General features: G+C 62.1%; 30 protein-coding genes. 18 read left to right on the top strand and 12 right to left on the bottom strand.

Going from position 1 to position 26,825, the window contains the following annotated elements:
- The first annotated feature begins 2 nt into the window (after window positions 1–2).
- Window positions 3–1,007 (top strand): aspartate carbamoyltransferase catalytic subunit, encoded by a 1,005-nt coding sequence (locus M2497_RS29650; protein ID WP_248485071.1) that lies wholly within the window; start codon window positions 3–5, stop codon window positions 1,005–1,007.
- Window positions 1,004–2,275 carry a dihydroorotase gene (locus tag M2497_RS29655; protein WP_248485078.1) on the top strand — a complete coding sequence of 424 codons (1,272 nt, stop codon included), beginning with the start codon at window positions 1,004–1,006 and terminating at the stop codon, window positions 2,273–2,275. Before M2497_RS29650 ends, M2497_RS29655 begins: the two co-directional genes overlap by 4 nt.
- A 126-nt stretch (window positions 2,276–2,401) precedes the next feature.
- Here the strand turns inward: M2497_RS29655 and M2497_RS29660 are convergent, their stop codons facing one another.
- Window positions 2,402–2,812, bottom strand: coding sequence for a TM2 domain-containing protein (locus M2497_RS29660; RefSeq protein WP_248488270.1), 411 nt, complete (start codon window positions 2,810–2,812; stop codon window positions 2,402–2,404).
- A gap of 268 nt (window positions 2,813–3,080) precedes the next feature.
- On the opposite strand from M2497_RS29660, the gene M2497_RS29665 reads away from it, so the two are divergent.
- A complete protein-coding gene (locus M2497_RS29665; RefSeq protein ID WP_058426558.1) occupies window positions 3,081–3,716 on the top strand; it encodes a C40 family peptidase in 636 nt (211 codons plus the stop codon).
- 123 nt (window positions 3,717–3,839) lie between these two features.
- Here M2497_RS29665 and M2497_RS29670 read toward each other — a convergent pair whose 3' ends face one another.
- Window positions 3,840–4,874, bottom strand: coding sequence for a type IV pilus twitching motility protein PilT (locus tag M2497_RS29670; protein WP_248485085.1), 1,035 nt, complete (start codon window positions 4,872–4,874; stop codon window positions 3,840–3,842).
- Window positions 4,875–4,931: 57 nt separating this feature from the next.
- Here M2497_RS29670 and M2497_RS29675 point away from each other — a divergent pair, with 57 nt between their 5' ends.
- The 9 genes from M2497_RS29675 to M2497_RS29715 all read left to right on the top strand — a co-directional run bounded on the left by M2497_RS29675 (window position 4,932) and on the right by M2497_RS29715 (window position 11,547).
- A complete protein-coding gene (locus tag M2497_RS29675) occupies window positions 4,932–5,618 on the top strand; it encodes a YggS family pyridoxal phosphate-dependent enzyme (protein ID WP_248485087.1) in 687 nt (228 codons plus the stop codon).
- 33 nt (window positions 5,619–5,651) lie between these two features.
- A complete protein-coding gene (gene proC / locus M2497_RS29680) occupies window positions 5,652–6,470 on the top strand; it encodes a pyrroline-5-carboxylate reductase (protein WP_248485088.1) in 819 nt (272 codons plus the stop codon).
- Window positions 6,471–6,479: 9 nt separating this feature from the next.
- Window positions 6,480–7,070: a YggT family protein gene (locus M2497_RS29685; RefSeq protein ID WP_025859579.1), complete on the top strand. Its 591-nt coding sequence runs from the start codon at window positions 6,480–6,482 to the stop codon at window positions 7,068–7,070.
- Between the two features lie 119 nt (window positions 7,071–7,189).
- Window positions 7,190–8,329, top strand: coding sequence for a homoserine O-acetyltransferase (locus M2497_RS29690; protein WP_248485090.1), 1,140 nt, complete (start codon window positions 7,190–7,192; stop codon window positions 8,327–8,329).
- Between the two features lie 7 nt (window positions 8,330–8,336).
- Window positions 8,337–8,957: a methionine biosynthesis protein MetW gene (gene metW / locus M2497_RS29695; RefSeq protein WP_034109956.1), complete on the top strand. Its 621-nt coding sequence runs from the start codon at window positions 8,337–8,339 to the stop codon at window positions 8,955–8,957.
- Window positions 8,958–8,978: 21 nt separating this feature from the next.
- The gene (locus M2497_RS29700; RefSeq protein ID WP_058426552.1) at window positions 8,979–9,413 is read left to right on the top strand and encodes a DUF4426 domain-containing protein; all 435 of its coding nucleotides are present in this window, start codon (window positions 8,979–8,981) and stop codon (window positions 9,411–9,413) included.
- Complete coding sequence (rdgB, locus tag M2497_RS29705) at window positions 9,410–10,006, top strand: RdgB/HAM1 family non-canonical purine NTP pyrophosphatase (RefSeq protein WP_025859581.1); 597 nt, start codon at window positions 9,410–9,412, stop codon at window positions 10,004–10,006. The genes M2497_RS29700 and rdgB overlap by 4 nt, the downstream gene beginning before the upstream one ends.
- Complete coding sequence (gene hemW, locus M2497_RS29710; RefSeq protein ID WP_248485092.1) at window positions 10,003–11,205, top strand: radical SAM family heme chaperone HemW; 1,203 nt, start codon at window positions 10,003–10,005, stop codon at window positions 11,203–11,205. The genes rdgB and hemW overlap by 4 nt, the downstream gene beginning before the upstream one ends.
- An 18-nt stretch (window positions 11,206–11,223) precedes the next feature.
- Window positions 11,224–11,547: a DUF3392 domain-containing protein gene (locus M2497_RS29715; RefSeq protein WP_058426549.1), complete on the top strand. Its 324-nt coding sequence runs from the start codon at window positions 11,224–11,226 to the stop codon at window positions 11,545–11,547.
- Window positions 11,548–11,689: 142 nt separating this feature from the next.
- On the opposite strand, the gene trmB is transcribed toward M2497_RS29715, so the two are convergent.
- The 4 genes from trmB to M2497_RS29735 all read right to left on the bottom strand — a co-directional run bounded on the left by trmB (window position 11,690) and on the right by M2497_RS29735 (window position 13,921).
- Window positions 11,690–12,415, bottom strand: a complete 726-nt coding sequence (gene trmB / locus M2497_RS29720) for a tRNA (guanosine(46)-N7)-methyltransferase TrmB (RefSeq protein WP_092241969.1) — start codon at window positions 12,413–12,415, stop codon at window positions 11,690–11,692.
- Between the two features lie 9 nt (window positions 12,416–12,424).
- Window positions 12,425–13,219: a thiazole synthase gene (locus tag M2497_RS29725; RefSeq protein WP_248485094.1), complete on the bottom strand. Its 795-nt coding sequence runs from the start codon at window positions 13,217–13,219 to the stop codon at window positions 12,425–12,427.
- A gap of 52 nt (window positions 13,220–13,271) precedes the next feature.
- Window positions 13,272–13,472, bottom strand: coding sequence for a sulfur carrier protein ThiS (gene thiS, locus M2497_RS29730; RefSeq protein WP_058426546.1), 201 nt, complete (start codon window positions 13,470–13,472; stop codon window positions 13,272–13,274).
- A 71-nt stretch (window positions 13,473–13,543) separates the two neighbouring features.
- Window positions 13,544–13,921: a DUF423 domain-containing protein gene (locus M2497_RS29735; protein WP_058426545.1), complete on the bottom strand. Its 378-nt coding sequence runs from the start codon at window positions 13,919–13,921 to the stop codon at window positions 13,544–13,546.
- Window positions 13,922–13,995: 74 nt separating this feature from the next.
- Between M2497_RS29735 and mtgA the strand changes: the two genes are divergently transcribed.
- Entirely contained in the window at window positions 13,996–14,718 is a 723-nt protein-coding gene (gene mtgA, locus M2497_RS29740; protein ID WP_248485096.1) for a monofunctional biosynthetic peptidoglycan transglycosylase, read from the top strand.
- Between the two features lie 107 nt (window positions 14,719–14,825).
- On the opposite strand, the gene rpoH is transcribed toward mtgA, so the two are convergent.
- The 4 genes from rpoH to ftsY form a co-directional block, all read right to left on the bottom strand.
- Entirely contained in the window at window positions 14,826–15,680 is an 855-nt protein-coding gene (gene rpoH / locus M2497_RS29745; RefSeq protein ID WP_016972967.1) for an RNA polymerase sigma factor RpoH, read from the bottom strand.
- A gap of 129 nt (window positions 15,681–15,809) precedes the next feature.
- On the bottom strand, window positions 15,810–16,835 hold the full coding sequence (gene ftsX, locus M2497_RS29750) for a permease-like cell division protein FtsX (protein WP_248485097.1): 1,026 nt from the start codon (window positions 16,833–16,835) through the stop codon (window positions 15,810–15,812).
- Window positions 16,832–17,503 carry a cell division ATP-binding protein FtsE gene (ftsE, locus tag M2497_RS29755; RefSeq protein WP_003234627.1) on the bottom strand — a complete coding sequence of 224 codons (672 nt, stop codon included), beginning with the start codon at window positions 17,501–17,503 and terminating at the stop codon, window positions 16,832–16,834. The genes ftsX and ftsE overlap by 4 nt, the downstream gene beginning before the upstream one ends.
- Window positions 17,500–18,840 carry a signal recognition particle-docking protein FtsY gene (gene ftsY / locus M2497_RS29760; RefSeq protein WP_248485099.1) on the bottom strand — a complete coding sequence of 447 codons (1,341 nt, stop codon included), beginning with the start codon at window positions 18,838–18,840 and terminating at the stop codon, window positions 17,500–17,502. Before ftsY ends, ftsE begins: the two co-directional genes overlap by 4 nt.
- Window positions 18,841–19,072: 232 nt before the next feature.
- Here ftsY and M2497_RS29765 point away from each other — a divergent pair, with 232 nt between their 5' ends.
- The 4 genes from M2497_RS29765 (at window position 19,073) to M2497_RS29780 (ending at window position 23,682) form a co-directional block, all read left to right on the top strand.
- The gene (locus tag M2497_RS29765; protein WP_248485101.1) at window positions 19,073–20,428 is read left to right on the top strand and encodes a pitrilysin family protein; all 1,356 of its coding nucleotides are present in this window, start codon (window positions 19,073–19,075) and stop codon (window positions 20,426–20,428) included.
- Window positions 20,421–21,911, top strand: a complete 1,491-nt coding sequence (locus M2497_RS29770) for a pitrilysin family protein (protein WP_248485102.1) — start codon at window positions 20,421–20,423, stop codon at window positions 21,909–21,911. The genes M2497_RS29765 and M2497_RS29770 overlap by 8 nt, the downstream gene beginning before the upstream one ends.
- Complete coding sequence (rsmD, locus tag M2497_RS29775) at window positions 21,911–22,519, top strand: 16S rRNA (guanine(966)-N(2))-methyltransferase RsmD (protein ID WP_248485104.1); 609 nt, start codon at window positions 21,911–21,913, stop codon at window positions 22,517–22,519. The genes M2497_RS29770 and rsmD overlap by 1 nt, the downstream gene beginning before the upstream one ends.
- Window positions 22,520–22,689: 170 nt before the next feature.
- A complete protein-coding gene (locus M2497_RS29780) occupies window positions 22,690–23,682 on the top strand; it encodes a hydrolase (RefSeq protein WP_248485106.1) in 993 nt (330 codons plus the stop codon).
- Here M2497_RS29780 and M2497_RS29785 read toward each other — a convergent pair.
- Together M2497_RS29785 and M2497_RS29790 are read right to left on the bottom strand one after the other, a co-directional pair.
- On the bottom strand, window positions 23,669–24,523 hold the full coding sequence (locus M2497_RS29785) for a sulfurtransferase (RefSeq protein ID WP_248485107.1): 855 nt from the start codon (window positions 24,521–24,523) through the stop codon (window positions 23,669–23,671). The genes M2497_RS29780 and M2497_RS29785 overlap by 14 nt on opposite strands.
- A gap of 33 nt (window positions 24,524–24,556) precedes the next feature.
- On the bottom strand, window positions 24,557–25,228 hold the full coding sequence (locus tag M2497_RS29790) for a TetR/AcrR family transcriptional regulator (RefSeq protein ID WP_016976019.1): 672 nt from the start codon (window positions 25,226–25,228) through the stop codon (window positions 24,557–24,559).
- Between the two features lie 146 nt (window positions 25,229–25,374).
- Here M2497_RS29790 and M2497_RS29795 point away from each other — a divergent pair, with 146 nt between their 5' ends.
- Entirely contained in the window at window positions 25,375–26,802 is a 1,428-nt protein-coding gene (locus M2497_RS29795) for a coniferyl aldehyde dehydrogenase (protein WP_248485109.1), read from the top strand.
- The last annotated feature ends 23 nt before the right edge of the window (window positions 26,803–26,825 follow it).

A 26,825-nucleotide genomic window follows, 5' to 3' on the forward strand; every position in this document is an offset into this window, starting at 1 on the left:
CGATGACGCCTCTAGATGCCAAGCGCCCGCTGCAGCTCAATGCTCAGGGCCAGTTGCAACACTTCTTGTCCCTCGACGGTTTGCCCCGCGAACTGCTCACCGAAATCCTCGACACCGCCGACTCGTTTCTCGAAGTCGGTGGCCGGGCGGTGAAGAAGGTCCCGCTGTTGCGCGGCAAGACCATCTGCAACGTGTTCTTCGAGAACTCCACCCGCACCCGCACCACCTTCGAACTGGCGGCCCAGCGGCTGTCGGCCGACGTGATCACGCTGAACGTGTCCACCTCATCGGCGAGCAAGGGCGAAACCCTGCTCGACACCCTGCGCAACCTGGAAGCCATGGCCGCCGACATGTTCGTGGTACGCCACGGCGACTCCGGCGCTGCACACTTCATCGCCGAGCATGTGTGCCCGCAGGTGGCGATCATCAACGGCGGTGACGGCCGCCACGCCCACCCGACCCAAGGCATGCTCGACATGCTCACCATCCGTCGGCACAAGGGCAGCTTTGTAAACCTCTCGGTGGCGATCGTCGGCGACATCCTGCACTCGCGGGTCGCGCGCTCGAACATGCTGGCCCTCAAAGCCCTGGGTTGCCCGGATATCCGCGTGATCGCGCCGAAAACTTTGCTGCCCATCGGTATCGAACAGTACGGCGTGAAGGTCTACACCGACATGGCTGCAGGCCTGAAGGACGTGGACGTGGTGATCATGCTGCGCCTGCAACGCGAGCGCATGACCGGTGGCCTGCTGCCGAGCGAAGGCGAGTTCTTCCGCCTGTTCGGCCTGACCACCGCACGCCTGGCCGGCGCCAAGCCGGATGCCATCGTGATGCACCCTGGCCCGATCAACCGTGGCGTGGAGATTGAGTCGGCGGTGGCCGACGGTCCGCAGTCGGTGATCCTCAACCAGGTGACCTACGGCATCGCCGTACGCATGGCCGTGCTGTCCATGGCCATGAGCGGGCAAACCGCGCAACGTCAATTCGAGCAGGAGAACGCCCAGTGAAGCTCAGCATCCTCGGCGCCCGCGTCATCGATCCGGCCAGTGGCCTGGATCAAGTTACCGATCTGCATCTGGAAGCCGGCAAGATCATTGCCATTGGCGCCGCGCCCGCAGGCTTCAACGCCAGCGAGACCATCGACGCCAAAGGCCTGGTGGCCGCGCCTGGCCTGGTCGACCTGAACGTCGCACTGCGCGAGCCGGGTTACAGCCGCAAGGGCAACATCACCAGCGAAACCCGCGCCGCCGCCGCCGGTGGCGTGACTAGCCTGTGCTGCCCACCGCACACCAAGCCGGTGCTGGACACCTCGGCGGTGACTGAGCTGATCCTCGACCGCGCCCGTGAAGCCGGCAACTGCAAAGTGTTCCCAATCGGCGCACTGAGCAAGGGCCTGGAAGGCGAACAACTCGCCGAGCTGATCGCCCTGCGCGACGCCGGTTGCGTGGCCTTCGGCAACGGTCTGGAAAGCTTTCGCAGCACCCGCACGCTGTTACGTGCCCTGGAGTACGCGGCCACTTTCGACCTGACGGTGATCTTCCATTCCCAGGACCGTGACCTTGCCGAAGGCGGCCTGGCCCATGAAGGCGCCGTGGCCAGCTTCCTCGGCCTGCCGGGCATCCCGGAAACCGCCGAGACCGTGGCCCTGGCCCGTGACCTGCTGCTGGTGGAACAAAGCGGCGTGCGCGCGCACTTCAGCCAGTTGACCAGTGCGCGGGGCGTGGCCTTGATCGCCCAGGCCCAGGCCCGTGGCTTGCCGGTGACGGCGGATGTGGCGTTGTACCAACTGATCCTGACGGACGAAGCGCTGATCGACTTCTCCAGCCTGTACCACGTGCAACCGCCCCTGCGCACCCTGGCCGACCGCGACGGTTTGCGCGCAGCGGTGAAATCCGGTGTGGTCTCGGCGATTTCCAGCCATCACCAGCCCCATGAACGGGATGCCAAGCTGGCACCGTTTGGCGCGACAGAGCCGGGTATCAGCAGTGTTGAACTGTTGCTGCCGCTGGCGATGACGCTGGTAGAGGATGGGTTGCTGGACTTGCCGACATTGTTGGCACGCTTGAGCAGCGGCCCAGCCGAGGCCCTGCGTCTGCCGGCGGGCAAGTTGGCGGTGGGTTCGGCGGCGGATCTGGTGCTGTTTGATCCGGCCAGCTCCACGGTTGCCGGGGAACACTGGCTGTCCAGGGGTGAAAACTGCCCGTTCATCGGCCACAGCCTGCCGGCGACGGTGCGTTACACCCTGGTGGATGGACGCATCACCTACCAGGCCTGATAGACATCCAATGTGGGAGGGGGCTTGCCCCCGATAGCGGTAGATCAGTCAGCTTATCTGTAGCTGACCCACTGCAATCGGGGGCAAGCCCCCTCCCACATCTTGATCTCCACCAGAAGTTAAAGATCAGCGACCGCTGTTGCGCTCGGCATTGCGGATCGATATCTGCGTATTCAACGTCCAGAAGTCATACAGCACCCCCACCAGGAACAAACCGCCGGTCAGCAGGTAGATCAGGCCGGAGATCCATTTGCCCTGGTACATGCGGTGCACGCCAAACACCCCGAGAAACGCCAGCAGAATCCAGGCCACGTTGTATTCGATAGGCCCGGCGGTAAATCGCAGGTCCGCTTCACGGTCCATGGCCGGGATCAGGAACAGGTCGATCAGCCAGCCGATACCCAGCAAGCCAAAGGTGAAAAACCAGATCGTACCGGTCACCGGCTTGCCGTAATAGAAGCGGTGCGCTCCGGTAAAACCGAAAATCCACAGCAGGTAACCGATCACCTTGCTGTGAGTGTCTTGCTGCTCGCCAATCTGCTGATAGGTGTTCATCGCGTACCTCTTTTGCCTCGATAGATAAATTTTTTCATTTTCTTTGTGACTTTTTTACGGGCGCCCGACGTACGGCAAATGGTATCTTCCCTGCCCTGAAAGCCTTATGCCACCTGACTTGTGTAGGACAATTGCGGCGAATCGTCGCGTTTTTCCTGATTTTGACGTCAAGGTTCAGTCGACAAACGGCCTGAGAACGACACAAAAAGCTGTTATAAAGTTGCGCGCAAACCCATAAGAGCCACGCCTAATGCGACCATTTTTCAAGACATGGCTAACCATTTGCCTATTAATGCCACTGGCCGCCCACGCCACCAATCGTGAGCAACGACTTCCCAACGTTAACGGTTTCACCCCTAAAGTCCACAGCACGCCAAGCACCGCCAAGTCGGTCAAGCTGACCGTCAACCGCCCGACTCAACTGAGCAAGGCCCACGGTAAAGCCACGGCCGGCCTGGTAGGCGTCAACACCAAGCAGAGCAGCACCGTGCTTAGCCGCGCCGTCAACGTGCTCGGTACTCCTTATCGTTGGGGCGGCAGCAGCCCAAGTAAAGGGTTCGACTGCAGCGGTTTGGTGAAATATGCGTTCAACGACGTCGCCGCTGTGGATTTGCCGCGCACTTCCAACGCCATGGCCGCTGGCCACGGGCAGAAGGTTGATCGCAAGGACTTGAAACCGGGTGACCTGCTGTTCTTCAAACTGAAGAGTCGCCAGGTTAACCACGTTGCCATCTACCTGGGCAACGACCGCTTCATCCACGCACCGCGCCGTGGCAAAGCGGTCAGCATCGACACGCTGAAGAAACCGTTCTGGGACAAGAACTACGTGATTGCCAAGCGGGTACTGCCTAAAGAGCAGAACAACCTGCGGGTCGTGCAGCGCTGATTCCAGGCTGGAATGCGATAAACAATGTGGGAGGGGGCTTGCCCCCGATTACAGTGGGTCAGCTACAAATAAGCTAACTGATCCACTGCTATCGGAGGCAAGCCCTCTCCCTCATTTGGAGCTTCATATATCCCCAGGCACCCTCGCCTTCTGCTGCGCCTCTTCCCGACTGATCACCCCCTCCCCGACCAACGCCCTCAAGCTCATATCCAGCGTCTTCATCCCCAACGCCCCACCGGTCTGTATGGCCGAGACCATCTGCGCCACCTTGTCCTCACGGATCAGATTGCGGATAGCCGGCGTGCCCAGCATGATTTCATGGGCCGCCACACGCCCGCCGCCGATCTTCCTCACCAGCACCTGGGACACCACCGCCTGCAACGACTCCGACAGCATCGAGCGGATCATGGCCTTTTCCCCCGCCGGAAACACGTCCACCAGCCGATCCACGGTCTTTGCCGCCGACGAGGTGTGCAAGGTGCCGAACACCAGGTGCCCGGTCTCAGCCGCCGTCAGGGCCAGGCGGATGGTTTCCAAGTCGCGCAGTTCACCCACCAGGATCACGTCCGGGTCTTCCCGGAGCGCCGAGCGCAGGGCAACGGAAAAGCTGTGGGTATCGCGGTGCACCTGGCGTTGATTGATCAACGCCATTTTCGGCGTGTGGATAAATTCGATGGGATCTTCCAGGGTCAGGATGTGCTGGCGCCGATGCCGATTGAGAAAATCGATCATCGCCGCCAGGGTGGTGGACTTGCCCGAGCCGGTGGGGCCGGTCACCAGTACCAGGCCGCGCGGCAGTTGGGCAATACGCTGGAATACTTCCCCCAGGCCGAGGCGCTCCAGGCTTTGGACCTCGGACGGGATGGCACGAAACACCGCGCCCATGCCACGGTCCTGCCGGAACACATTGGCGCGGAACCGCGCGACACCGGGCAGCTCGAAGGCAAAATCCGTTTCAAGAGATGTTTCGAAATCCTTTTGTTGGTGCTGATTGAGCAATGGGCTCAACAAGTCCGCCACTTGCGGGGGTGAAAGCACCGGCCCATCCAGCGGCCAGACCTCGCCATCCACCCGCAGCATCGGCGCCAGGCCGGCGGACAAATGCAGGTCGGAGGCGCCACGGCACACGCTGGCCGTGAGTAATTCAGTGATATCCATAGGGCTTTCCATTTCCAGTAGAATGCCGCGGACTCCATATCCACGGGCGCATCTTGAATGTCGACGATAGCAGACAACATCGGCCAGGTTAGCCAGCGCATCCGCGCCGCTGCCGACGCCGTGCAACGTGACGCAAGCAGCATCCACCTGCTGGCCGTGAGCAAGACCAAACCCGCGCAGGCAGTGCGCGAAGCCTATGCCGCCGGCATGCGCGACTTTGGCGAGAACTATCTGCAGGAAGCCCTGGGCAAACAGGCCGAATTAACCGACCTGCCCTTGAGTTGGCACTTCATCGGCCCCATTCAATCGAACAAGACGCGCGCTATCGCCGAGAACTTCGCCTGGGTGCATTCCGTGGATCGCCTCAAAATTGCACAACGCCTGTCCGAACAACGCCCGGCCGACCTGCCACCGCTGAACATCTGCATCCAGGTCAACGTCAGCGGCGAAGCCAGCAAGTCCGGCTGTACACCCGCCGACCTGCCAGCCCTGGCCAATGCTATCAGCGCCCTGCCGCGCCTGAAGCTGCGTGGCCTGATGGCAATCCCCGAGCCGACCGAAGAGCGCGCCGCGCAAGATGCAGCCTTCGCTACCGTGCGCGAGCTGCAAGCCAGTTTGAACCTGGCGCTGGACACACTTTCCATGGGCATGAGCCACGACCTTGAGTCGGCCATCGCCCAAGGCGCCACCTGGGTGCGGATCGGTACCGCCCTGTTCGGAGCCCGCGACTACGGCCAGCCATGAAATGGCTGACTTCCATTTAGCTAAGGACCTGTCATGAGAGACACGCGTATAGCCTTTATCGGCGCCGGTAACATGGCGGCCAGCCTGATCGGTGGCCTGCGGGCCAAGGGCCTGGATGCCGCGCAGATCCGCGCCAGCGACCCGGGCGCCGACACCCGTGCCCGCGTCAGCGCCGAGCACGGTATTGAAACCTTTGCCGACAACGCCGAGGCCATCCAGGGCGTCGATGTAATTGTGCTGGCGGTGAAGCCGCAGGCCATGAAGGCCGTGTGCGAAAGCCTGCGTCCAAGCCTGCAGCCGCAGCAACTGGTGGTGTCCATCGCCGCCGGCATCACCTGCGCCAGCATGAACACCTGGCTCGGCGCCCAGCCGATCGTGCGCTGCATGCCCAACACCCCTGCCCTGGTCAGCCAAGGCGTGAGCGGCTTGTACGCCACCGCCGAAGTGAGCGCCGAACAACGCGACCAGGCGCAAGAGCTGCTGTCCGCCGTGGGCCTCGCCCTGTGGCTGGAGCAGGAACAGCAACTGGACGCGGTCACCGCCGTATCCGGCAGCGGCCCGGCGTATTTCTTCCTCCTGATCGAAGCCATGACCGCCGCCGGCGTGAAGCTGGGCCTATCCAAGGACGTTGCCGAACAACTGGCCGAGCAGACCGCCCTGGGTGCTGCGCGCATGGCGGTGTCCAGCGATGTGGATGCCGCCGAGCTGCGCCGCCGCGTGACCTCGCCGGGCGGCACCACACAGGCGGCCATCGAGTCGTTCCAGGCCGGGGGCTTTGAAGCCCTGGTGGAAAAAGCATTGGGTGCCGCTGCGCACCGCTCGGCGGAACTCGCCGAACAACTGGGCAAATAAGGAGCCAACATGATTGGTTTGAATACCGCAGCCGTCTACGTGCTGCAAACCCTCGGCAGCCTCTACCTGCTGATCGTCCTGATGCGCTTCGTACTGCAACTGGTGCGTGCGAACTTCTACAACCCGCTGTGCCAGTTCATCGTCAAGGCCACCCAACCGCTGCTCAAGCCGTTGCGCCGGATCATCCCGAGCCTGTTCGGCCTGGACATGTCGTCGCTGGTACTGGCGATCCTGGTGCAGTTGGCCTTGATGGCGCTGACCCTGCTGCTGACCTACGGCACCACCGGCAACTTCGTACAGTTGCTGATCTGGGCCATCATCGGCGTGACCGCGCTGTTCTTGAAGATCTTCTTCTTCGCCCTGATCATCAGTGTGATCCTGTCCTGGGTCGCCCCCGGTAGCCACAACCCTGGCGCCGAGCTGGTGAACCAGATCTGCGAGCCGGCCCTGGCGCCGTTCCGCCGCCTGCTGCCAAACCTGGGCGGCCTGGATATCTCGCCGATCCTGGCGTTCATGGTGCTCAAGTTGCTGGACATGCTGGTGATCAACAACCTGGCGGCCATGACCGGGATGCCGGAGATTTTGCGTCTGCTGATCTGACGCAAAGCAAATGTGAGAGGGGCAAGCCCCCTCCCACATTTCAAACCGCTCAGGCCATTGCTTGCCGCTAGGTGCAGCGGTCTTTAGACTTACGCCTCATTTAAACGAGAGCAGGGTCGATGCCAGCTGCCTTTCCCCCCGATTCTGTTGGACTGGTCGTGCCCCAAGTGGCGCACTTCAGCGAACCGCTGGCCCTGGCCTGCGGCCGTTCGCTGCCCGCCTACGACCTGATCTATGAAACCTATGGCCAACTGAACGCCACGGCGAGCAACGCCGTGCTGATCTGCCACGCCTTGTCCGGCCATCATCACGCGGCCGGTTTTCACTCTGCCGAGGATCGCAAGCCCGGCTGGTGGGACAGTTGCATCGGCCCCGGCAAACCCATCGACACCAACAAGTTCTTTGTGGTCAGCCTGAACAACCTGGGCGGCTGCAACGGTTCCACCGGCCCCAGCAGCCTCAATCCGGAAACCGGCAAGCCGTTCGGCGCCGACTTCCCGGTGCTCACCGTGGAAGACTGGGTACACAGCCAGGCGCGACTGGCCGACCTGCTGGGCATCAGCCAGTGGGCTGCGGTGATCGGCGGCAGCCTGGGCGGCATGCAGGCACTGCAATGGACCATCACCTACCCGGACCGCGTGCGCCACTGCCTGGCAATCGCCTCGGCCCCCAAGCTGTCGGCGCAGAACATCGCCTTCAACGAAGTGGCGCGCCAGGCCATCCTCACCGACCCGGAGTTCCACGGTGGTTCGTTCCAGGAAGCCGGCGTGATTCCCAAGCGCGGCCTGATGCTGGCGCGGATGGTCGGGCATATCACCTACCTGTCCGATGACTCCATGGGCGAGAAATTCGGCCGTGGCCTCAAGAGCGAGAAACTCAACTACGACTTCCACAGCGTCGAGTTCCAAGTGGAAAGCTACCTGCGCTACCAGGGCGAGGAGTTCTCGGGGCGTTTCGATGCCAACACCTACCTGCTGATGACCAAGGCGCTGGACTACTTCGACCCGGCCGCCCACCACGACGACGACCTGGCGAAAACCTTCGAAGGCGCCACGGCCAAGTTCTGCGTGATGTCCTTCACCACCGACTGGCGCTTCTCGCCGGCCCGCTCCCGTGAGCTGGTGGACGCGCTGATGGCGGCACGCAAAGACGTCTGCTACCTGGAGATCGATGCACCGCAAGGCCACGACGCCTTCCTGATCCCGATCCCGCGTTACTTGCAGGCGTTCGGCAATTACATGAACCGGATTACTGTGTGAGAACGCCATGAGAGCCGACCTGGAAATCATCCAAGACTGGATCCCCGCCGGCAGCCGCGTGCTCGACCTGGGCTGTGGCGATGGCGAACTGCTGAGCTGGCTGCGCGACAACAAGCAAGTCACCGGCTACGGCCTGGAAAACGACCCGGACAACATCGCCCAGTGCGTGGCCAAGGGCATCAACGTGATCGAGCAGGACCTGGACAAGGGCCTGGGCAACTTTGCCAGCAACAGCTTCGACATCGTGGTGATGACCCAGGCCCTCCAGGCGGTGCACTACCCGGACCGCATCCTCGACGAAATGCTGCGCGTAGGCCGCCAGTGCATCATCACCTTCCCCAACTTCGGGCACTGGCGCTGCCGCTGGTACCTGGCCACCAAGGGCCGCATGCCGGTGTCGGACTTCCTGCCGTACACCTGGTACAACACGCCGAACATCCATTTCTGCACCTTCGAAGACTTCGAAGCCCTGTGCAGTGAGCGTGAAGCCAAGGTGATCAACCGCCTTGCCGTCGATCAACAGCATCGTCACGGCTGGGCAAGTAAACTATGGCCCAATCTGTTGGGCGAAATCGGTATTTACCGGGTCAGCAGTCCTGGCCTGACGGACCACAAGATTGCCGTCTAATCATCTTCAAGAGGGACGCTCATGAAACGCCTGGCTGTATTTCTATTGACCGCGTGCCTGGGCGCCAGCGCCATGGCCGCCGACGCTATCGACGCCAATCGCAAGAAAGACTTCGGTGACATCACCGTGCATTACAACACCTTCACCTCCAGCTTCCTGCAACCGGAAACCGCCCAGGCCGTCGGCGTGGTGCGCAGCAAGGAAAAGGGCTTGATCAACGTGACGGTGATCAAGGGCGTGACCCCAGTGGCCGCGCAAGTGACCGGCACCATCAAGGACTTGGGCGGCAAGAGCGAAGTCCTGACGTTCAAGCAGATCAACGAGAAAGGCGGCATCAATTACCTGGCGCCCTACTCCGTGACGCAGCGCGAATACAAGACGTTTACCATCAACGTTGAAACCGGCGGCAAAGCCCATAGCTTCCAGTTCAACCAGGAACTGTTTCCGGCGGAATAATGAACCTCACCCAACTCGTACTGGCCAGCCATAACGCCGGCAAACTCAAAGAACTGCAAGCCATGCTCGGTGACTCCGTGCAACTGCGCTCCATCGGCGAGTTCAGCCAGGTGGAGCCGGAAGAGACCGGCCTGTCGTTCGTCGAGAACGCTATCCTCAAGGCGCGCAACGCCGCACGTATCTCCGGTTTGCCGGCGCTGGCGGATGACTCGGGGCTGGCGGTGGACTTCCTCGGCGGCGCGCCTGGCATCTATTCGGCACGCTACGCCGACGGCAAAGGCGATGCAGCCAACAACGCCAAGCTGCTGGACGCGCTCAAGGACGTACCGGACGCCGAACGCGGCGCTCAGTTCGTCTGCGTGCTGGCCCTGGTGCGGCACGCCGATGACCCGCTGCCGATCCTCTGCGAAGGCCTGTGGCACGGGCGCATCCTGCATGCCGCCAGCGGAGAGCATGGGTTTGGCTATGACCCGCTGTTCTGGGTGCCGGAGCGTAACGTTTCCAGTGCCGAACTGAGCCCGGCCGACAAGAACCAGATCAGCCACCGTGCTCGCGCAATGGATTTGCTGCGCCAACGCCTGAGCCTGAAATGACCCAGAACACCTCTGCGCAGCCGCTGATCCACGGCGGCGCGCAAACACCTCGGGCGGCCTTGCCTGTGCTGCCGCCCCTGGCGCTGTACATCCACATCCCGTGGTGCGTGCGCAAATGCCCTTATTGCGACTTCAACTCCCACACCGCCAGCAAAGTGCTGCCGGAAGAAGAGTATGTGGACGCGCTGCTGGCGGACCTTGATCAGGACCTGCACGCCGTGTATGGCCGTGAGCTGAGTTCGATCTTCTTCGGCGGCGGTACGCCAAGCCTGTTCAGCGCCGCAGCGCTGGGGCGGCTGCTCAAGGGTGTGGAAGCACGCATCCCGTTTGCCGGCGATATCGAGATCACCCTGGAAGCCAACCCCGGGACGTTCGAGCAAGAAAAATTCGTGGCCTATCGCAAGCTGGGGATCAATCGCCTGTCCATCGGCATCCAGAGCTTCCAGCAGGCAAAGCTTGAGGCCCTCGGCCGTATCCACAATGGCGACGAAGCCGTACGCGCCGCCGGCATGGCGCGCCAGGCTGGCTTTGATAACTTCAACCTGGACTTGATGCACGGGCTGCCCGATCAGTCCCTGGACGATGCCTTGAGCGACCTGCGCCAGGCCATCGCTTTGAAGCCGACGCACTTGTCCTGGTACCAACTGACCCTGGAACCCAACACCGTGTTCTGGAACCAGCCACCTGCGCTGCCGGAAGACGACACCCTGTGGGACATCCAGGAAGCCGGCCAGGCGCTGCTCGCCGAGCACGGTTACGCGCAATATGAAGTATCGGCCTATGCCCAACCGGGTCGCCCGGCGCGGCATAACCTCAATTACTGGAGCTTCGGTGACTTTATCGGCATCGGCGCCGGCGCCCACGGCAAGCTCAGCCACCCGGACGGGCGCATCGTGCGCACTTGGAAGACGCGGGCACCGAAGGACTACCTCAACCCGGCCAAAAGCTTCCAGGCCGGCGCGAAGGAACTGACCAACGAAGAGCTGCCATTCGAGTTCCTGATGAACGCCCTGCGCCTCACCGAAGGCGTCGATGCCAGGCTCTACGCCGAGCGTACCGGTCTCGATCTGGCGAGCCTCGATGAAGGCCGCCGCGAGGCAGAACAAAGTGGCTTAATGCAGGTCGAACCGTCACGCCTGGCGGCGACCGACCGCGGGCAACTCTTTCTCAATGATCTGTTGCAGAAGTTTTTGAGCTGACGCTCTTAAGGAAATCGAATGGATTTGGTACTCGACCTGCTCGCCACCGTGTCCCGCTGGAGCCGTAGCAACCTGTCGGAAATCTCCCTGGCCCTGGTGGGCTGCCTGTTGGTGCTGTTTGGCGCCGACATCAAGGGCTGGATCGAAGCACGCCTGGGCAGCATCGCGGGTGCGTTGCGCGTGCCGTTGATGGCGCTGGTGTGCATGATCGGCAGCGGCGCGGCGTTGATTTATGCCACGCCGTGGATTGTGCGGGGGTTGAGCCAGTTCAATAACTACAGCCTGGCGCCGGTGTTGATTGTCGTACTGGTGTTGATCGGCGTAGTCGCAGACCGCCGCTGATCCTGAGCAAAACGTCGATACAAATGTGGGAGGGGGCTTGCCCCCGATGGCGGTGGACCAGTCACTCTATGGGGTGACTGACACTCTGCTATCGGGGGCAAGCCCCCTCCCACATTTGATTGCATTGCAACTCAGAGACGAGTTACGCCAGCTTCTCGAACTTCAAATCCCACACCCCATGCCCCAGCCGCTCACCACGACGCTCGAACTTGGTAATCGGACGCTCGGCCGGGCGTGGCACGCATTTGCCGTCTTCAGCCAGGTTGCGGTAGCCAGGGGCCACGTTCATCACTTCCAGCATGTATTCCGCATACGGCTCCCAATCGGTGGCCATGTGCAGGATGCCGCCCACTTTCAGCTTGGTGCGCACCAGTTCCGCAAAGGAGGCCTGGACGATGCGGCGCTTGTGGTGACGGGCTTTGTGCCATGGGTCCGGGAAGAACAGCATCAGACGGTCGAGGCTGTTGTCGGCGATGCAGCGGTTGAGCACTTCGATCGCGTCGCAATCGTAGACCCGCAGGTTGGTCAGGCCTTGGGTCAACACGCCGTTGAGCAGCGCGCCGACACCTGGCCGGTGGACTTCAACGCCGATGAAGTCCTGGTCCGGCGCAGCGGCGGCCATTTCCAGCAGGGAGTGGCCCATGCCGAAACCGATTTCCAGGGAACGCGGGGCCGAACGGCCAAACACCTGGTCGTAGTCCACCGGCGCGTCGGCCAATGGCAACACGAACAACGGCGTACCTTGCTCCAGGCCCTTTTGCTGGCCTTCGGTCATGCGACCGGCGCGCATCACAAAACTCTTGATGCGGCGGTGCTTGGACTCGTCTCCTGCTTCCAGGGTGTTCGGCGTTTCGTTTGATTCAGTCATCAATGGCTCTTACTTGATCAGACCATCCAGCGGCGAGGAGGCGCTGGCGTAGAGTTTTTTCGGCATGCGGCCGGCGAGGTAGGCCAGGCGGCCCGCGACGATGGCGTGGTTCATGGCTTCGGCCATCAGGATCGGTTGCTGGGCGTGGGCGATGGCCGAGTTCATCAGCACCGCATCGCAGCCCAGTTCCATGGCGATGGTTGCGTCGGAGGCCGTGCCCACGCCCGCATCCACCAGCACCGGGATCTTGGCTTCTTCGAGGATGATCTGCAGGTTGTAGGGATTGCAGATACCCAGGCCGGAACCGATCAGGCCGGCCAGCGGCATCACCGCGATGCAGCCGATCTCGGCCAGTTGGCGAGCGATAATCGGGTCATCGCTGGTGTAGACCATCACGTCGAAACCTTCCTTGACCAGGGTTTCGGCGGCCTTGAGGGTTTCGATCACGTTGGGGAACAGGGTTTTCTGGTCGGCCAGCACTTCCAGCTTCACAAGGTTGTGGCCATCGAGCAGCTCACGGGCCAGGCGGCAGGTGCGCACGGCTTCAATGGCGTCGTAGCAACCGGCGGTGTTCGGCAGGAAGGTGTAGCGGTCCGGCGACAGCACTTCGAGCAGGTTTGGCTCGCCTTCGATCTGGCCGAGGTTGGTGCGGCGCACGGCGAAAGTGACGATCTCGGCGCCCGAGGCTTCGATGGCCAAGCGGGTTTCTTCCATGTCGCGGTACTTGCCGGTGCCGACCAGCAGGCGGGACTGGTAGGTACAGCCGGCCAGGACGAAAGGCTTGTCGCTACGAACGATGCTCATGGGAAATCCTCGAAATGGGGTGAGGTTCTGCAGAATTCAGGAAGCTGCGCGATCAGCCGCCGCCGATGGCGTGGACCACTTCGACCTGGTCGCCTTCGGCGAGCGCGGTCTCGGCGTGCAGGCTACGCGGGACGATATCCAGGTTGAGTTCCACTGCGACGCGACGCCCGGTCAGGTCCAGGCGGGTCAGCAGGGCCGCAACGGTTTCACCGTCGGGCAGTTCAAAGGATTCGCCGTTCAACTGAATGCGCATGCCACGGGCCGCCATCGTTTTTAGGGGTCGGCATTCTAGCCCGATTGAGGTTGCCGGCCCAAGTCCCTTGGTCAGGCTGCCTGCAAACGCCAAGCCGCCAGGCCCAGGAAGAACCAGCCGAGCAGGAAGGCCAGGCCGCCAAACGGCGTGATGATCCCGAGTTTGCTGATGCCGGTCAGGGTCAGCACATACAGGCTGCCGGAGAACAGCAGGATGCCGACGGTAAACGAGATGCCCGCCCAGCTGACCAATCGGCCAGGAATATGCGCCGCCAGCAGCGCCACGCCGAACAGTGCCAGGGCGTGCACCAACTGGTAGGTCACGCCGGTGTGGAAGATCGCCAGGTACTCAGCGCTCAGGCGGTTTTTCAGGCCGTGGGCGGCGAAGGCGCCAAGGGCGACACCGGTGAAGCCGAAAAAGGCAGCCAACATCAGAAAGCCACGCAGCATGAGGAACTCCAGTCAGACTCATAGGGCAGGGTCTGTATAATGGCCCGCTCAACGGGTTCGGCCAAGCCATCTCTATGCTGCGTCTCCTCTTCAAACGCTTTCTCAACGTCGTCAAATGGTTTGCCATCGGCAGTGTGCTGCTGGTGCTGCTGTTTCGTGTCGTCCCGCCGCCCTTCACCGCGCTGATGGTGGAGCGCAAGGTCGAATCCTGGTTCGACGGCGAACCCATTGACCTGCAGCGCACCTGGGTGCCGTGGGACGAGATCTCCGATGACCTCAAAGTGGCGGTGATGGCTGGCGAAGACCAACGCTTCCCGCAGCATTGGGGCTTTGATTTCGGCGCGATCCAGGCGGCGATCCTGCACAACGAGCGCGGCGGCTCGATTCGCGGTGCCAGCACGTTGAGCCAGCAAGTGTCGAAGAACCTGTTTCTGTGGGCCGGCCGCAGTTATCTGCGCAAAGGCCTGGAAGCCTGGTTTACCGGGTTGATCGAGGTGTTGTGGCCCAAGCAACGGATTCTTGAGGTGTACCTCAATAGCGTGGAGTGGGACGAAGGGGTATTTGGGGCGGAAGCGGCGGCACGACATCACTTTGGGGTGAGTGCCAAGGGGTTATCGCGGCAGCAGGCCAGCTATCTGGCGGCTGTTTTGCCCAACCCACGGGTGTGGAGTGCCAGTCATCCGACGGCGTATGTGGCGCGGCGCGCTGCTTGGATTCGGCAGCAGATGGGTCAGTTGGGTGGAGACGGTTACCTGGTTGAACTGAACAACTCCCGCAAGGCCCCCTGGTCCGACTGACACAACAAAAACAAATGTGGGAGGGGGCTTGCCCCCGATAGCGATGGAACAGTCACCTTGATGTTGACTGACACTCTGCTATCGGGGGCAAGCCCCCTCCCATATTTTTAGGCTGCGATGGACAGTTTCAGCTTGTTCATCGCGCTTTTCTCAAGCTGACGAATCCGCTCGGCCGACACGTTGTACTTCTGCGCCAGGTCATGCAGCGTGGCCTTGTCTTCCGCCAGCCAGCGCTGGTAGAGGATGTCACGGCTGCGGTCGTCCAGCACTTCCAGCGCTTCATGCAGGTTGTGGTTGGAGTTGTCGCTCCAGTCCGCATCCTCCAGTTGACGCGCCGGGTCGTAGCGATGGTCTTCCAGGTAGTTGGCCGGCGATTGGAAGGCGCTGTCGTCGTCCGCTTCAGCAGCGGGGTCGAAGGCCATGTCATGGCCGGTCAGGCGGCTTTCCATCTCGCGCACTTCACGCGGCTCCACGCCGAGGCTTTCGGCCACGCGGTGCACTTCCTCGTTGTTCAGCCACGCCAGGCGTTTCTTCTGGCTGCGCAGGTTGAAGAACAGTTTGCGCTGGGCCTTGGTGGTCGCCACTTTCACGATGCGCCAGTTGCGCAGGATGAATTCGTGGATTTCCGCCTTGATCCAGTGCACGGCAAACGACACCAGGCGCACACCCATCTCGGGGTTGAAGCGCTTTACCGCCTTCATCAGGCCGACGTTGCCTTCCTGGATCAGGTCAGCCTGGGCCAGGCCGTAGCCGCTATAGCTACGGGCGATATGTACGACAAAACGCAGGTGGGCGAGCACCATCTGCCGAGCCGCCCCCAAATCCTGCTCATAGTAGAGACTCTCGGCCAGTTCACGCTCCTGCTCGGGCGTCAGCAATGGAATGCTGTTGACCGTGTGCACATAGGCTTCCAGGTTCGCACCCGGGACCAAGGCATAAGCAGGTTGCAAAGAAGTGGTCATACGAAAAAACCTCCGACTCACATAACTCGTGCAGTGAAGCACTGCGAAAATTGACCGGGAACCGTAGGACAAGTTCCCTAAACCACTCATACGGTCAATACAAACGAAACCACATTAATCTGACATTAACTACTTCGGTGCCAGCTCGCGTAAATGACGAGCGACCGCAATCCAAGCACCGATATACCCCAACAATACCGCGCCAAGCAAGAGACTCAGACCATCGGCTACCGGCACGCCGGCCAGGGCGAAATCACTGCCGTAGAGTCCGGCAAGCCCGACAACCGCGTCGTTCAGCCAGTCCAGGCCAAAAGCCAGCACGCCCCAGGACAAAATCCCGGCACCGAAGCCATAAAGCGCGCCCATGTACAGAAAAGGACGACGCACATAGCTGTCCGTGCCGCCGACCAGTTTAATCACTTCTATCTCGGTGCGACGGTTTTCAATATGAAGACGAATGGTATTACCTATCACCAAAAGTAATGCAGACACCAACAGCACCGTCAGGCCGAACACAAAGCGGTCGCCCAGCTTGAGGATCGCCGCCAGGCGCTCTACCCAGACTAGATCAAGCTGCGCCTGCTGTACCTTGGGCATCTCTGCGAGTTTTTGTCGCAGGGCCTCCAGCGCCGGCTTATCGACTTCGTTCGGCGTCACCAGCACCACGCCCGGCAGCGGGTTCTGTGGCAGCTCCTTGAGCGCCTCGCCCAGGCCGGACTGTTGCTGGAACTCTTCCAGCGCCTGATCGCGGCTGATGTACTCGGCATCCGCCACGCCGGGGATGTTCTTGATGTCGTCGCGTAACGCTTCGCCATCTTTGGCACTGGCGTCGATATTCAGGTACAGCGAAATCTGCGCTGCGCGCTGCCAGGAACCGCCCAGGCGCTCCACATTATTAAGCAGCAGCGACAAACCCATCGGCAGGCTCAGGGCCACCGCCATCACCAGGCAGGTGAAAAAGCTGCCGATCGGCTGTTTGCCCAGGCGGCGCAGGCTGTCGACCAGGCTGGCGCGATGGCTCTCGATCCAGGCGCGCAGCAAGGTGCTGAAATCCGGACCGTCGTCATCATGCTCGTGTTTTTTCTTCGGCGGTTGCGGGTCGGCCGGTTTCGGCGCCACGCGTTCGGAGACTTTAGGGCTGCGTGTTGCACTCATACGCCGGCCTCCCCGTCACCGATCAGGCGGCCGCGTTGCAGGGTCAGCATGCGATGGCGCATGCGTGCGATCAGTGCCAGGTCGTGACTGGCGATCAGCACGCTGGTGCCCAGGCGGTTGATGTCTTCGAATACGCCCATGATTTCGGCCGCCAGGCGCGGGTCAAGGTTACCGGTGGGTTCGTCCGCCAGCAGCAGCGCCGGGCGGTGGACGATGGCGCGGGCGATACCGACGCGCTGTTGCTGGCCGGTGGATAGGTCGCCAGGGTAAAGGTCGGTCTTGTCCGACAGCGCCACGCGCTCCAGGGCCGAATCCACGCGCTTGACGATCTCGGCCTTGGACAGCCCGAGGATCTGCAACGGCAGCGCCACGTTATTGAACACGGTGCGATCAAACAACAGCTGGTGATTCTGGAACACCACGCCGATCTGGCGGCGCAGGAATGGAATCTGCGCATTGCTGATGGTGGCCAGGTCCTGACCCGCCAGCAGCAACTTGCCAGTGGTCGGGCGTTCCATGGCCAGCAGCAGCCGCAACAAGGTACTTTTGCCGGCGCCGGAGTGCCCGGTTACAAATAGAAACTCGCCGCGCCGCACTCGAAAGCTCAGCTCATGCAAGCCGACATGCCCGTTGGCATAGCGTTTACCGACCTGTTCGAATCGAATCATGAACGCTCCCGCTCGGCAAACAGTGCCTGTACAAAGGGTTCGGCTTCAAAGGTGCGCAGATCGTCGATGCCTTCACCAACGCCGATATAACGAATCGGCAACCCGAACTGTTTGGCCAGGGCGAAGATCACACCGCCCTTGGCCGTGCCGTCGAGCTTAGTCAATGCCAGGCCGGTCAGTTGTACCGTCTGGTTGAATTGTTTGGCCTGGCTGATGGCGTTCTGGCCGGTGCCGGCATCCAGCACCAGCAGGACCTCGTGCGGCGCGTCTGCGTCGAGCTTGCCGATCACCCGGCGAACCTTTTTCAGCTCTTCCATCAAATTGTCTTTGGTGTGCAGGCGACCGGCGGTATCGGCGATCAGCACATCGATGTTACGGGCCTTGGCGGCTTGCACGGCATCGAAGATCACCGAGGCGGAATCGGCGCCGGTGTGCTGGGCGATGACCGGGATCTTGTTGCGCTCGCCCCACACCTGCAGCTGTTCCACCGCAGCGGCACGGAAGGTATCGCCGGCTGCCAGCATGACTTTCTTGCCTTCGGACTGCAGCTTCTTGGCCAGCTTGCCGATAGTGGTGGTCTTGCCGGCACCGTTGACGCCCACCACCAGGATCACGAAAGGCTTCTTCGGGGTGATCACCAGCGGCGCTTCCACCGGCTTGAGCATCGCGGCCAGCTCGGCCTGCAGGGATTTGTACAACGCGTCGGCGTCGGTCAGCTGCTTGCGCGCGACCTTCTGGGTGAGGCTCTGGATGATCACGGCAGTGGCTTCAACGCCCACGTCGGCGGTGAGCAGGCGGGTTTCGATGTCTTCCAGCAGTTCGTCATCGATGACCTTCTTGCCGAGGAACAGGCTGGCCATGCCTTCGCCGATGCTGGCGCTGGTTTTGCTCAGGCCTTGCTTGAGGCGGGCGAAGAAGCCGGTCTTGCTGGTTTCGGCAGGGGCGACGACGGGCTCCGGCTCGATCACCGCAGGCACAGCCACCTCGGCCACAACCGGAATCGGCGGGGTGACGTGCTCAGCCTGCACATCTTCAACCAGCGCCACGGGTTCTTCGGCCACCGGCAGTTCCGGCCACGGTTTGTGCTCTGGTTCCGGCTCGGGTTCCGGCGCAGCCTCGACGACCGGCTGCAACACCGGCTCGGCCATCGGCAACACCACCGGCGCCGGGGTTTCGGCAACCGGTTCGGCTTCTACTATGGGTTCTGGGATAGGTTCAGGCAGAACCTGCGGCTGTTCGTCGACGGTTTCCTGCGGTTTTTTGCGCAGCCATCCGAACAGGCCTTTCTTCTCGCCAGCCGCAGCTGGGGTCTTCTTGTCGTCGTTGGAACCAAACATGGAGACGGCTATCTCAAGGTAGCGACGCGCCAAGGGGCGCGTCGGTAAATAAAATTCGATGCGTAACAGACTGTTTTTTAGCCAGCTCGTTCATGCGCAACATTTTGTAAGGCCTAAATAGGGCCTAAACAAGACTGCCGCAGTGGCCGTCCGTAAATCCGACCAGTATCCTAGCACCTCCTCGCCCGCCGACGCTAAGACCAAGCGGGCAGCCCAACAGGTTTAAAAACGAATGAATGCTCTAGCCCGCCGCGCCGCAGGCCTGCTGTTCAGCACAGTTTGTCTGCCTCTTTCAGCCATGGCTGCCGACCCACAACCCACCCATGAATTCACCCTGGACAACGGCCTCAAGGTGGTCGTACGCGAAGACCATCGCGCGCCGGTGGTGGTTTCCCAGGTCTGGTACAAGGTCGGTTCGAGCTACGAAACCCCGGGCCAGACCGGTTTGTCACACGCCCTGGAACACATGATGTTCAAGGGCAGCGCCAAGGTCGGCCCCGGCGAAGCCTCGCTGATCCTGCGTGACCTGGGCGCCGAAGAAAACGCCTTCACCAGCGATGACTACACCGCTTATTACCAAGTACTGGCCCGCGACCGCCTGGGCGTCGCCTTCGAGCTGGAAGCCGACCGCATGGCCAGCCTGCGCCTGCCGGCCGATGAGTTCAGCCGCGAGATCGAGGTGATCAAGGAAGAGCGCCGCCTGCGCACCGACGACAACCCGATGTCCAAGGCCTACGAGCGCTTCAAGGCCATGGCCTTCCCGGCCAGCGGCTACCACACGCCGACCATCGGCTGGATGGCCGACCTGGACCGCATGAAAGTCGAAGAGCTGCGCCACTGGTACCAATCCTGGTACGTCCCGAACAACGCCACCCTGGTGGTAGTCGGCGATGTCACCCCGGACGAGGTGAAGAACCTGGCCCAGCGCTACTTCGGCCCGATCCCCAAGCGTGATGTGCCACCGGCCAAGATCCCGATGGAACTGGCCGAGCCCGGCGAGCGCCTGCTGACGATGCATGTGAAAACCCAATTGCCGAGCGTCATGCTGGGCTTTAACGTGCCGGGCCTGGCCACCGCCGAAGACAAACGTTCGGTGCAGGCCCTGCGCCTGATCTCGGCCTTGCTGGACGGCGGCTACAGCGCCCGCATCTCAGAACAATTGGAGCGTGGTGAAGAGCTGGTTTCCGCTGCCTCCACCAACTACGACGCCTACACCCGTGGCGATACCCTGTTCATGCTGAGCGCCACGCCGAATCAGCAGAAGAAGAAAACCGTCGCCCAGGCAGAAGCCGGCCTGTGGCGCCTGCTGGAAGAGTTGAAGGCCAAGCCGCCGACCGCCGAAGAACTGGAACGCATCCGCGCCCAGGTCATTGCCGGCCTGGTCTACCAGCGTGACTCCATCACCAGCCAGGCCACGGCCATCGGCTCCCTGGAGACCGTGGGCTTGTCCTGGAAACTGATGGACACGGAGCTCGCCGACCTGCAAAGCGTGACCCCGGAAGATATCCAGAAAGCCGCGCGCACCTATTTCACCCGCGAACGTCTGAGCGTCGCCCATGTTTTGCCTGAGGAGACCGCTCATGAGTGATCGCAAAAGCAGCCGCCTGATCTTCCCCGGCCTGGTCGTCGTTACCCTGATCGCCGCCAGCGCCGTGTACTTCCTGCGCCCCAGCGACTCCGTCGCCAGCCCGGCATTGGAAAAAGCCCAATCGAGCAACCAGCTGCAATCCCTGGCGGAACTGGACGGCAAGGCGCCGACCAACCGCAAGCTCGACGTTCAGACCTGGACCACCGCCGAAGGCGCCAAGGTGCTGTTCGTCGAAGCCCATGAACTGCCGATGTTCGACATGCGCATCCTGTTTGCCGCCGGCAGCAGCCAGGACGGCAACGTACCGGGCCTGGCGCTGATGACCAACGCCATGCTCAACGAAGGTGTACCGGGCAAGGACGTGAGCCAGATCGCCCGTGATTTCGAAGGCCTGGGCGCTGACTTCGGCAATGGCGCTTACCGCGACATGGCGCTGGTGTCCCTGCGCAGCCTCAGCGACAGCAGTAAACGCGACGCCGCCCTGAGCCTGTTTGACCAGGTGATCGGCAAACCGACCTTCCCGGCCGACTCCCTGGCCCGGATCAAGAACCAGATCCTCGCCGGCTTCGAGTACCAGAAGCAGAACCCCGGCAAGCTGGCCAGCCTTGAACTGTTCAAGCGCCTGTACGGCGATCACCCCTACGCGCACCCGAGCGAAGGCACGCCCGAAAGCGTGCCGAAGATTACCCTCGCGCAGTTGCAGGCGTTCCACGCCAAGGCTTACGCAGCGGGCAACGCGGTGATTGCGGTGGTGGGTGACCTGACCCGCGCCGAAGCCGAAGCCATGACGGCCAAGGCTTCTGCATCGCTGCCCAAGGGCCCGGCGCTGGCGAAGATCGCCCAGCCGACCGAACCCAAACCGGGCCTGAGCCGAATCGAGTTCCCATCCAAGCAAACCCACCTGCTGTTCGCGCAACTGGGCATCGATCGTGCCGACCCGGACTACGCAGCCTTGTCCCTGGGTAACCAGATCCTCGGCGGCGGCGGTTTCGGCACCCGCCTGATGAGCGAAGTGCGTGAAAAGCGCGGCCTGACCTATGGCGTGTACTCCGGCTTCTCGCCGATGCAGGTGCGCGGCCCGTTCATGATCAACCTGCAGACCCGCGCGGAAATGAGCGGCGGCACCCTGCGCCTGGTCGAGGACGTGGTGGCCGATTACCTCAAGACCGGCCCGACGCAAAAGGAACTGGATGACGCCAAACGCGAGCTGGCCGGCAGCTTCCCGCTGTCGACCGCGAGCAATGCCGATATCGTCGGGCAGTTGGGCGCGATGGGTTTCTACAACCTGCCGCTGACCTATCTGGAAGATTTCGTGAAACAATCCCAGGCCCTGACCGTAGAGCAGGTCAAGGCTGCAATGAACAAACACTTGAGCGCCGACAAGATGGTCATCGTGACCGCCGGCCCGACGATTGCGCAAAAGCCACTACCGCCCCCCACTGATAAACCCGCCGAGCAGCCGCTCGGGGTTCCGGAGCATTAATGGCCAGTTCATCTCGCCCGAAAAAACCTGTCCACAACGTGCATAACGGGGTGGGCCAGCTGCGCATCATTGGCGGCGAATGGCGCAGCCGCAAGCTGAGCTTCCCCGACGTCGTAGGCCTGCGCCCGACGCCGGACCGCGTGCGTGAAACCCTGTTCAACTGGCTCGCGCCGTACATCGCCGGCGCCAAGGTACTCGACCCGTTCGCCGGCAGTGGCGCGCTGTTCCTGGAGGCGCTGTCCCGTGGCGCCGCCCTGGGCCAGGCGCTGGACGCCAGCAATGTGGCGGTGTCCAGCCTCAAGGAACACCTGGGCACCCTGCGCTGCACCACCGGCCAGGTGCAAACCGCCGACGCGCTGCGCTATCTCGAAACCCAGCCGGCCAGCGAATTCGACGTGGTGTTCCTCGACCCGCCGTTCAACCAGAACCTGCTGCCGAGCGTGTGCGCGTTGCTGGAAGAACGCCAATGGCTGGCAGCGGATTCGTGGATCTACACTGAAAGCGAGACCGCGCCTTCTACCCTGGGCTTGCCGGCCACCTGGCGGCTACACCGGGAACAAAAGTCCGGACGGGTGTATTACGCGTTGTGGCAACGCAGCGCCGCCTGACCTCTGTTTGTGGCGAGCGGGCTTGCCCCGCGTTGGGCTGCGCAGCAGCCCCAAAACCAGCAATGATGTTCTAACTGATTATTCGCGGTGTTATTGATGGGGCTACTTCGCAGCCCAACGCGGGGCAAGCCCGCTCGCCACAGTTAAATGCATCCGCAGCAGAGCGTGTCATGACCCCTTCTTCCGACCTGTTCACCCCCGCCTTCGGCCTCGGCAACCCCCACCTGCAGACACTGTGGGGGCCGCTGTGGCGCCCCACCACCCACATCGAACGCCAACGCGAACGCCTGTGGCTGGACGACGGCGACTTCCTCGACCTCGACTGGCATGGCCCCCATGACGCGCAAGCACCGTTGGTGCTGGTGCTGCACGGGTTGACCGGTTCCTCCAACTCGCCCTACGTGGCCGGCCTGCAAAAAGCCCTGGCCGCGCAAGGCTGGGCCAGCGCGGCGTTGAACTGGCGCGGCTGCTCGGGCGAACCGAACCTGTTGGCGCGCAGCTATCACTCCGGCGCCAGCGAAGACCTGGCGGCGGCGATTGCCCATCTGCGGGCCAAGCGACCGCTGGCGCCGCTGTATGCGGTGGGTTACTCACTGGGTGGCAATGTGCTGCTCAAGCATTTGGGCGAAACCGGCGAGGCATCGGGGCTGCAAGGCGCGGCGGCGGTGTCGGTGCCGTTCCGTCTGGACCAATGCGCAGACCGTATCGGCCTGGGCTTTTCGCGGGTCTATCAGAAGCATTTCATGCGGGAAATGCTGGCGTATATCCGCGTCAAGCAACGCCGTTTTCTACAGGACGGCCGGGCGGAAGGGTTGAAGACGCTTGAAGCCCTGGGCTCGTTGGAGAAGATGCGCACGTTTTGGGACTTCGACGGCCGGGTCACCGCGCCGTTGCATGGTTTCCTGAGTGCCGAGGACTATTACCGCCGCGCGTCGAGCCGCTATTACCTGGGTGATATCCGCACGCCCACCCTGATCATCCAGGCCGCCGATGACCCGTTTGTGTTTGCCCACAGCCTGCCCGAGGCCAGTGAGCTGTCGGACTGCACCGAGTTCGAATTGCTGGCCAAGGGCGGGCATGTCGGTTTTGTCGATGGAACGTTGAAGCGCCCCGGTTACTATCTGGAGCGCCGTATTCCGGCCTGGTTACTCAGTCGCCGGTAGCGATGGCCCGCGCCGGATCGGTGATCCACTCGCTCCACGACCCTGCATACAACTTGCCCAATGGGTAACCCGCCAGGCTCAGGGCGAACAGGTTATGGCACGCTGTCACTCCTGAACCGCAATACGCCACCAGCTCATCCGGCGAGCGCCCCTGTAATTTTTCGGCGAAGCGTTGCTTGAGCTGCTCGGCGGGCAAGAAGCGGCCGTCCGGACCCAGGTTTTCGTTGAATGCCGCACACTGCGCCCCAGGGATGTGCCCGGCAATCGGGTCGATGGGTTCCACTTCACCACGAAAGCGCGGCTGGGCGCGGGCATCGATCAGGGTCAGCCCGGGTTGGCCCAGGCGTTTTTGCAGGTGCTCGGCATCCAGCACCAGGCGATTGTCCGGCGTACCGACAAAGGTGCCCGGCTCAACCACCGGTGCGTCCAGGCTCAGCGGAACCCCGGCCGCATGCCAGGCCTTGAGGCCACCATCCAGAATAAAGACGCCATCACGCTTGCCCAGCCAGGCCAGCAACCACCAGGCCCGTGCGGCATAGGCTCCAGGGCCGTCGTCATACAACACGATATCGGTGTCGGCGTTGATCCCCCAGGCACGCAATTGCTCGGCGAAGGCATCTGCCTCCGGCAACGGATGGCGACCGGTCACACCCTTGGTCACCGGCCCGCTGAGGTGGCGCTCCAGGTCAGCATACTGCGCGCCCTCGATATGCCCTTCGGCATAGCTGCAGAGCCCGTAGTCCGGGTCTTCCAAGGCAAAACGGCAATCGAGGATCACCAGCCCGGCCGACTTCTGGCGCTCGGCCAGTTGCTGGGGGCTGATCAATTGGGCGAGCGGCATGACGGACTCCTATGAACAGATTCGGGAAAGGTCCTACTTCACTTCTTCCAATGCCTGATTCAACGGCACGTAAAATTCTTTGAACAAGGCATCGACGGCCTCCTTCGCCTGGGGCGTGACAAACCCCGCCTCCAGCACCAGCACCTGATACACCCCGCGCTTGATCGCCTCGGCGCTCAAATGTGCAGAGTTTTCATTGGTGGTGCACAGAAAGCGCACCCAGGAGGTGAGGATGATCCAGGCATTGAGGGTCAGGGCTTCGGTTTGCACCGGGTCCATATTGAGGATGCCAGCGTCGACAAACCCTTGGTAAATGGCGCCGCCCTGGGTCAGGCAGCGCTGGGAAAAACGCCGGTAGCCGGTGGCCAGTTCCGGGTCGCTTTCCAGCAGGTGTTCGAGGTCGCGGTGCAGGAAACGGTAGCGCCACATGCCGGCCAGAACGGCCTGCAGGTAGAAGCGTTTGTCTTCGACGGTGACGGCGCGGCCTTGGGGCGGGCGCAGGAAACTGTCCACCAGGGCTTCGTATTCGCGAAACAGCACGGCGATGATCGCCTGCTTGTTGGGGAAGTGGTAGTACAGGTTGCCCGGCGAAATTTCCATGTGGGCGGCAATGTGGTTGGTGCTCACACTGCGCTCGCCCTGCTGGTTAAAAAGCTCCAGGCTGGTTTGCACAATGCGCTCGCTGGTCTTTACTCGTGGTGCCATAGGGGATCAGCTTCTTTACACGTGATAAGGCATCTTACGGCCTATCCTTGCACGGATAAAACCGGATGTTGCTGCAATGTTATTTGACAATTTAGAGTAATGACTCTAAAAATCCAGGCAGACCTATAACTATCGGGAACGCCGCCATGTCTGCCAACGTTGCCTATCTGCAAGATTCCCAGGCACTGGACCAGCTCCAGCACCTGTTCGATACCCAGCGCCGCGCCTACGCCGCCAACCCGATGCCGCCAGCCACGCAGCGCCAGCAATGGCTCAAGGCCCTGCGCGATCTGCTCAGCGACGAGCGCCAGGCGCTGATCGACGCGATCAGCCAGGACTTCAGCCACCGCAGTGCCGACGAAACCCTGTTCGCCGAACTGATGCCCAGCCTGCATGGCATTCACTATGCCAGCAAACACCTCAAGGGTTGGATGAAACCTTCCCGGCGGGCTGTAGGCATAGCCTTCCAACCAGCCTCGGCCAAAGTCATTTATCAACCGTTGGGCGTAGTTGGCGTGATCGTGCCCTGGAACTACCCGTTGTACCTGGCCATTGGTCCGCTGGTCGGCGCGTTGGCGGCGGGCAACCGGGTGATGCTCAAGCTCAGTGAGTCCACCCCCGCCACTGGCGAGTTGCTCAAGGCGCTGCTGGCGAAAGTCTTCCCCGAAGACCTGGTGTGCGTGGTGCTGGGTGAAGCCGAGGTAGGCATGGCGTTTTCCAAGCTACCCTTCGACCACCTGCTGTTTACTGGCGCCACCAGCATTGGCAAGCATGTGATGCGTGCGGCGGCCGAACACCTCACGCCGGTCACCCTGGAGTTGGGCGGCAAGTCGCCGGCCATCGTGTCTGCGGATGTACCGCTCAAGGACGCCGCCGAACGTATCGCCTTCGGTAAAGCCTTGAACGCCGGGCAAACCTGCGTGGCGCCGGACTATGTGCTGGTACCTGAAGACCGAGTTGATGCGTTCGTCGAGGCCTACACCCAGGCTGTTCGCGGGTTTTATCCGACCCTGGCCGACAACCCGGACTACACCGCCATCATCAACGAACGGCAACTGGCCCGGCTGAATGCCTACGTCAAGGACGCCACCGACAAAGGCGCCACCCTGATCCCGCTGTACGACCAGGGCCAGGCGCGGCGCATGGCCCACAGCCTGTTGCTGAATGTCAGCGATGACATGACCGTGATGCAGGACGAGATCTTCGGCCCGGTACTGCCGATCGTGCCGTATCGCGGTATCGACCAGGCCTTTGCCTATATCAACCAACGCCCTCGCCCACTGGCCCTGTACTACTTCGGCTACAACAAGCGCGAGCAGGACCGCGTGCTCCACGAAACCCACTCCGGCGGCGTATGCCTGAACGACACGCTGCTGCATGTGGCTCAGGACGATATGCCCTTTGGCGGCATCGGCCCGTCGGGCATGGGCCACTACCACGGCCACGAAGGCTTCCTGACGTTCAGCAAAGCCAAGAGTGTACTGGTGAAGCAGCGCCTGAACGCGGCGAAACTGATCTACCCGCCCTACGGCAAAGCCATCCAGAAGTTGATCCAGAAGCTGTTCGTCCGCTGAAACCGCCACCCACGGGATAACAA

This window comes from Pseudomonas sp. CYM-20-01 (genome assembly GCF_023169845.1).
GTDB classification, from domain to species: domain Bacteria; phylum Pseudomonadota; class Gammaproteobacteria; order Pseudomonadales; family Pseudomonadaceae; genus Aquipseudomonas; species Aquipseudomonas azotoformans.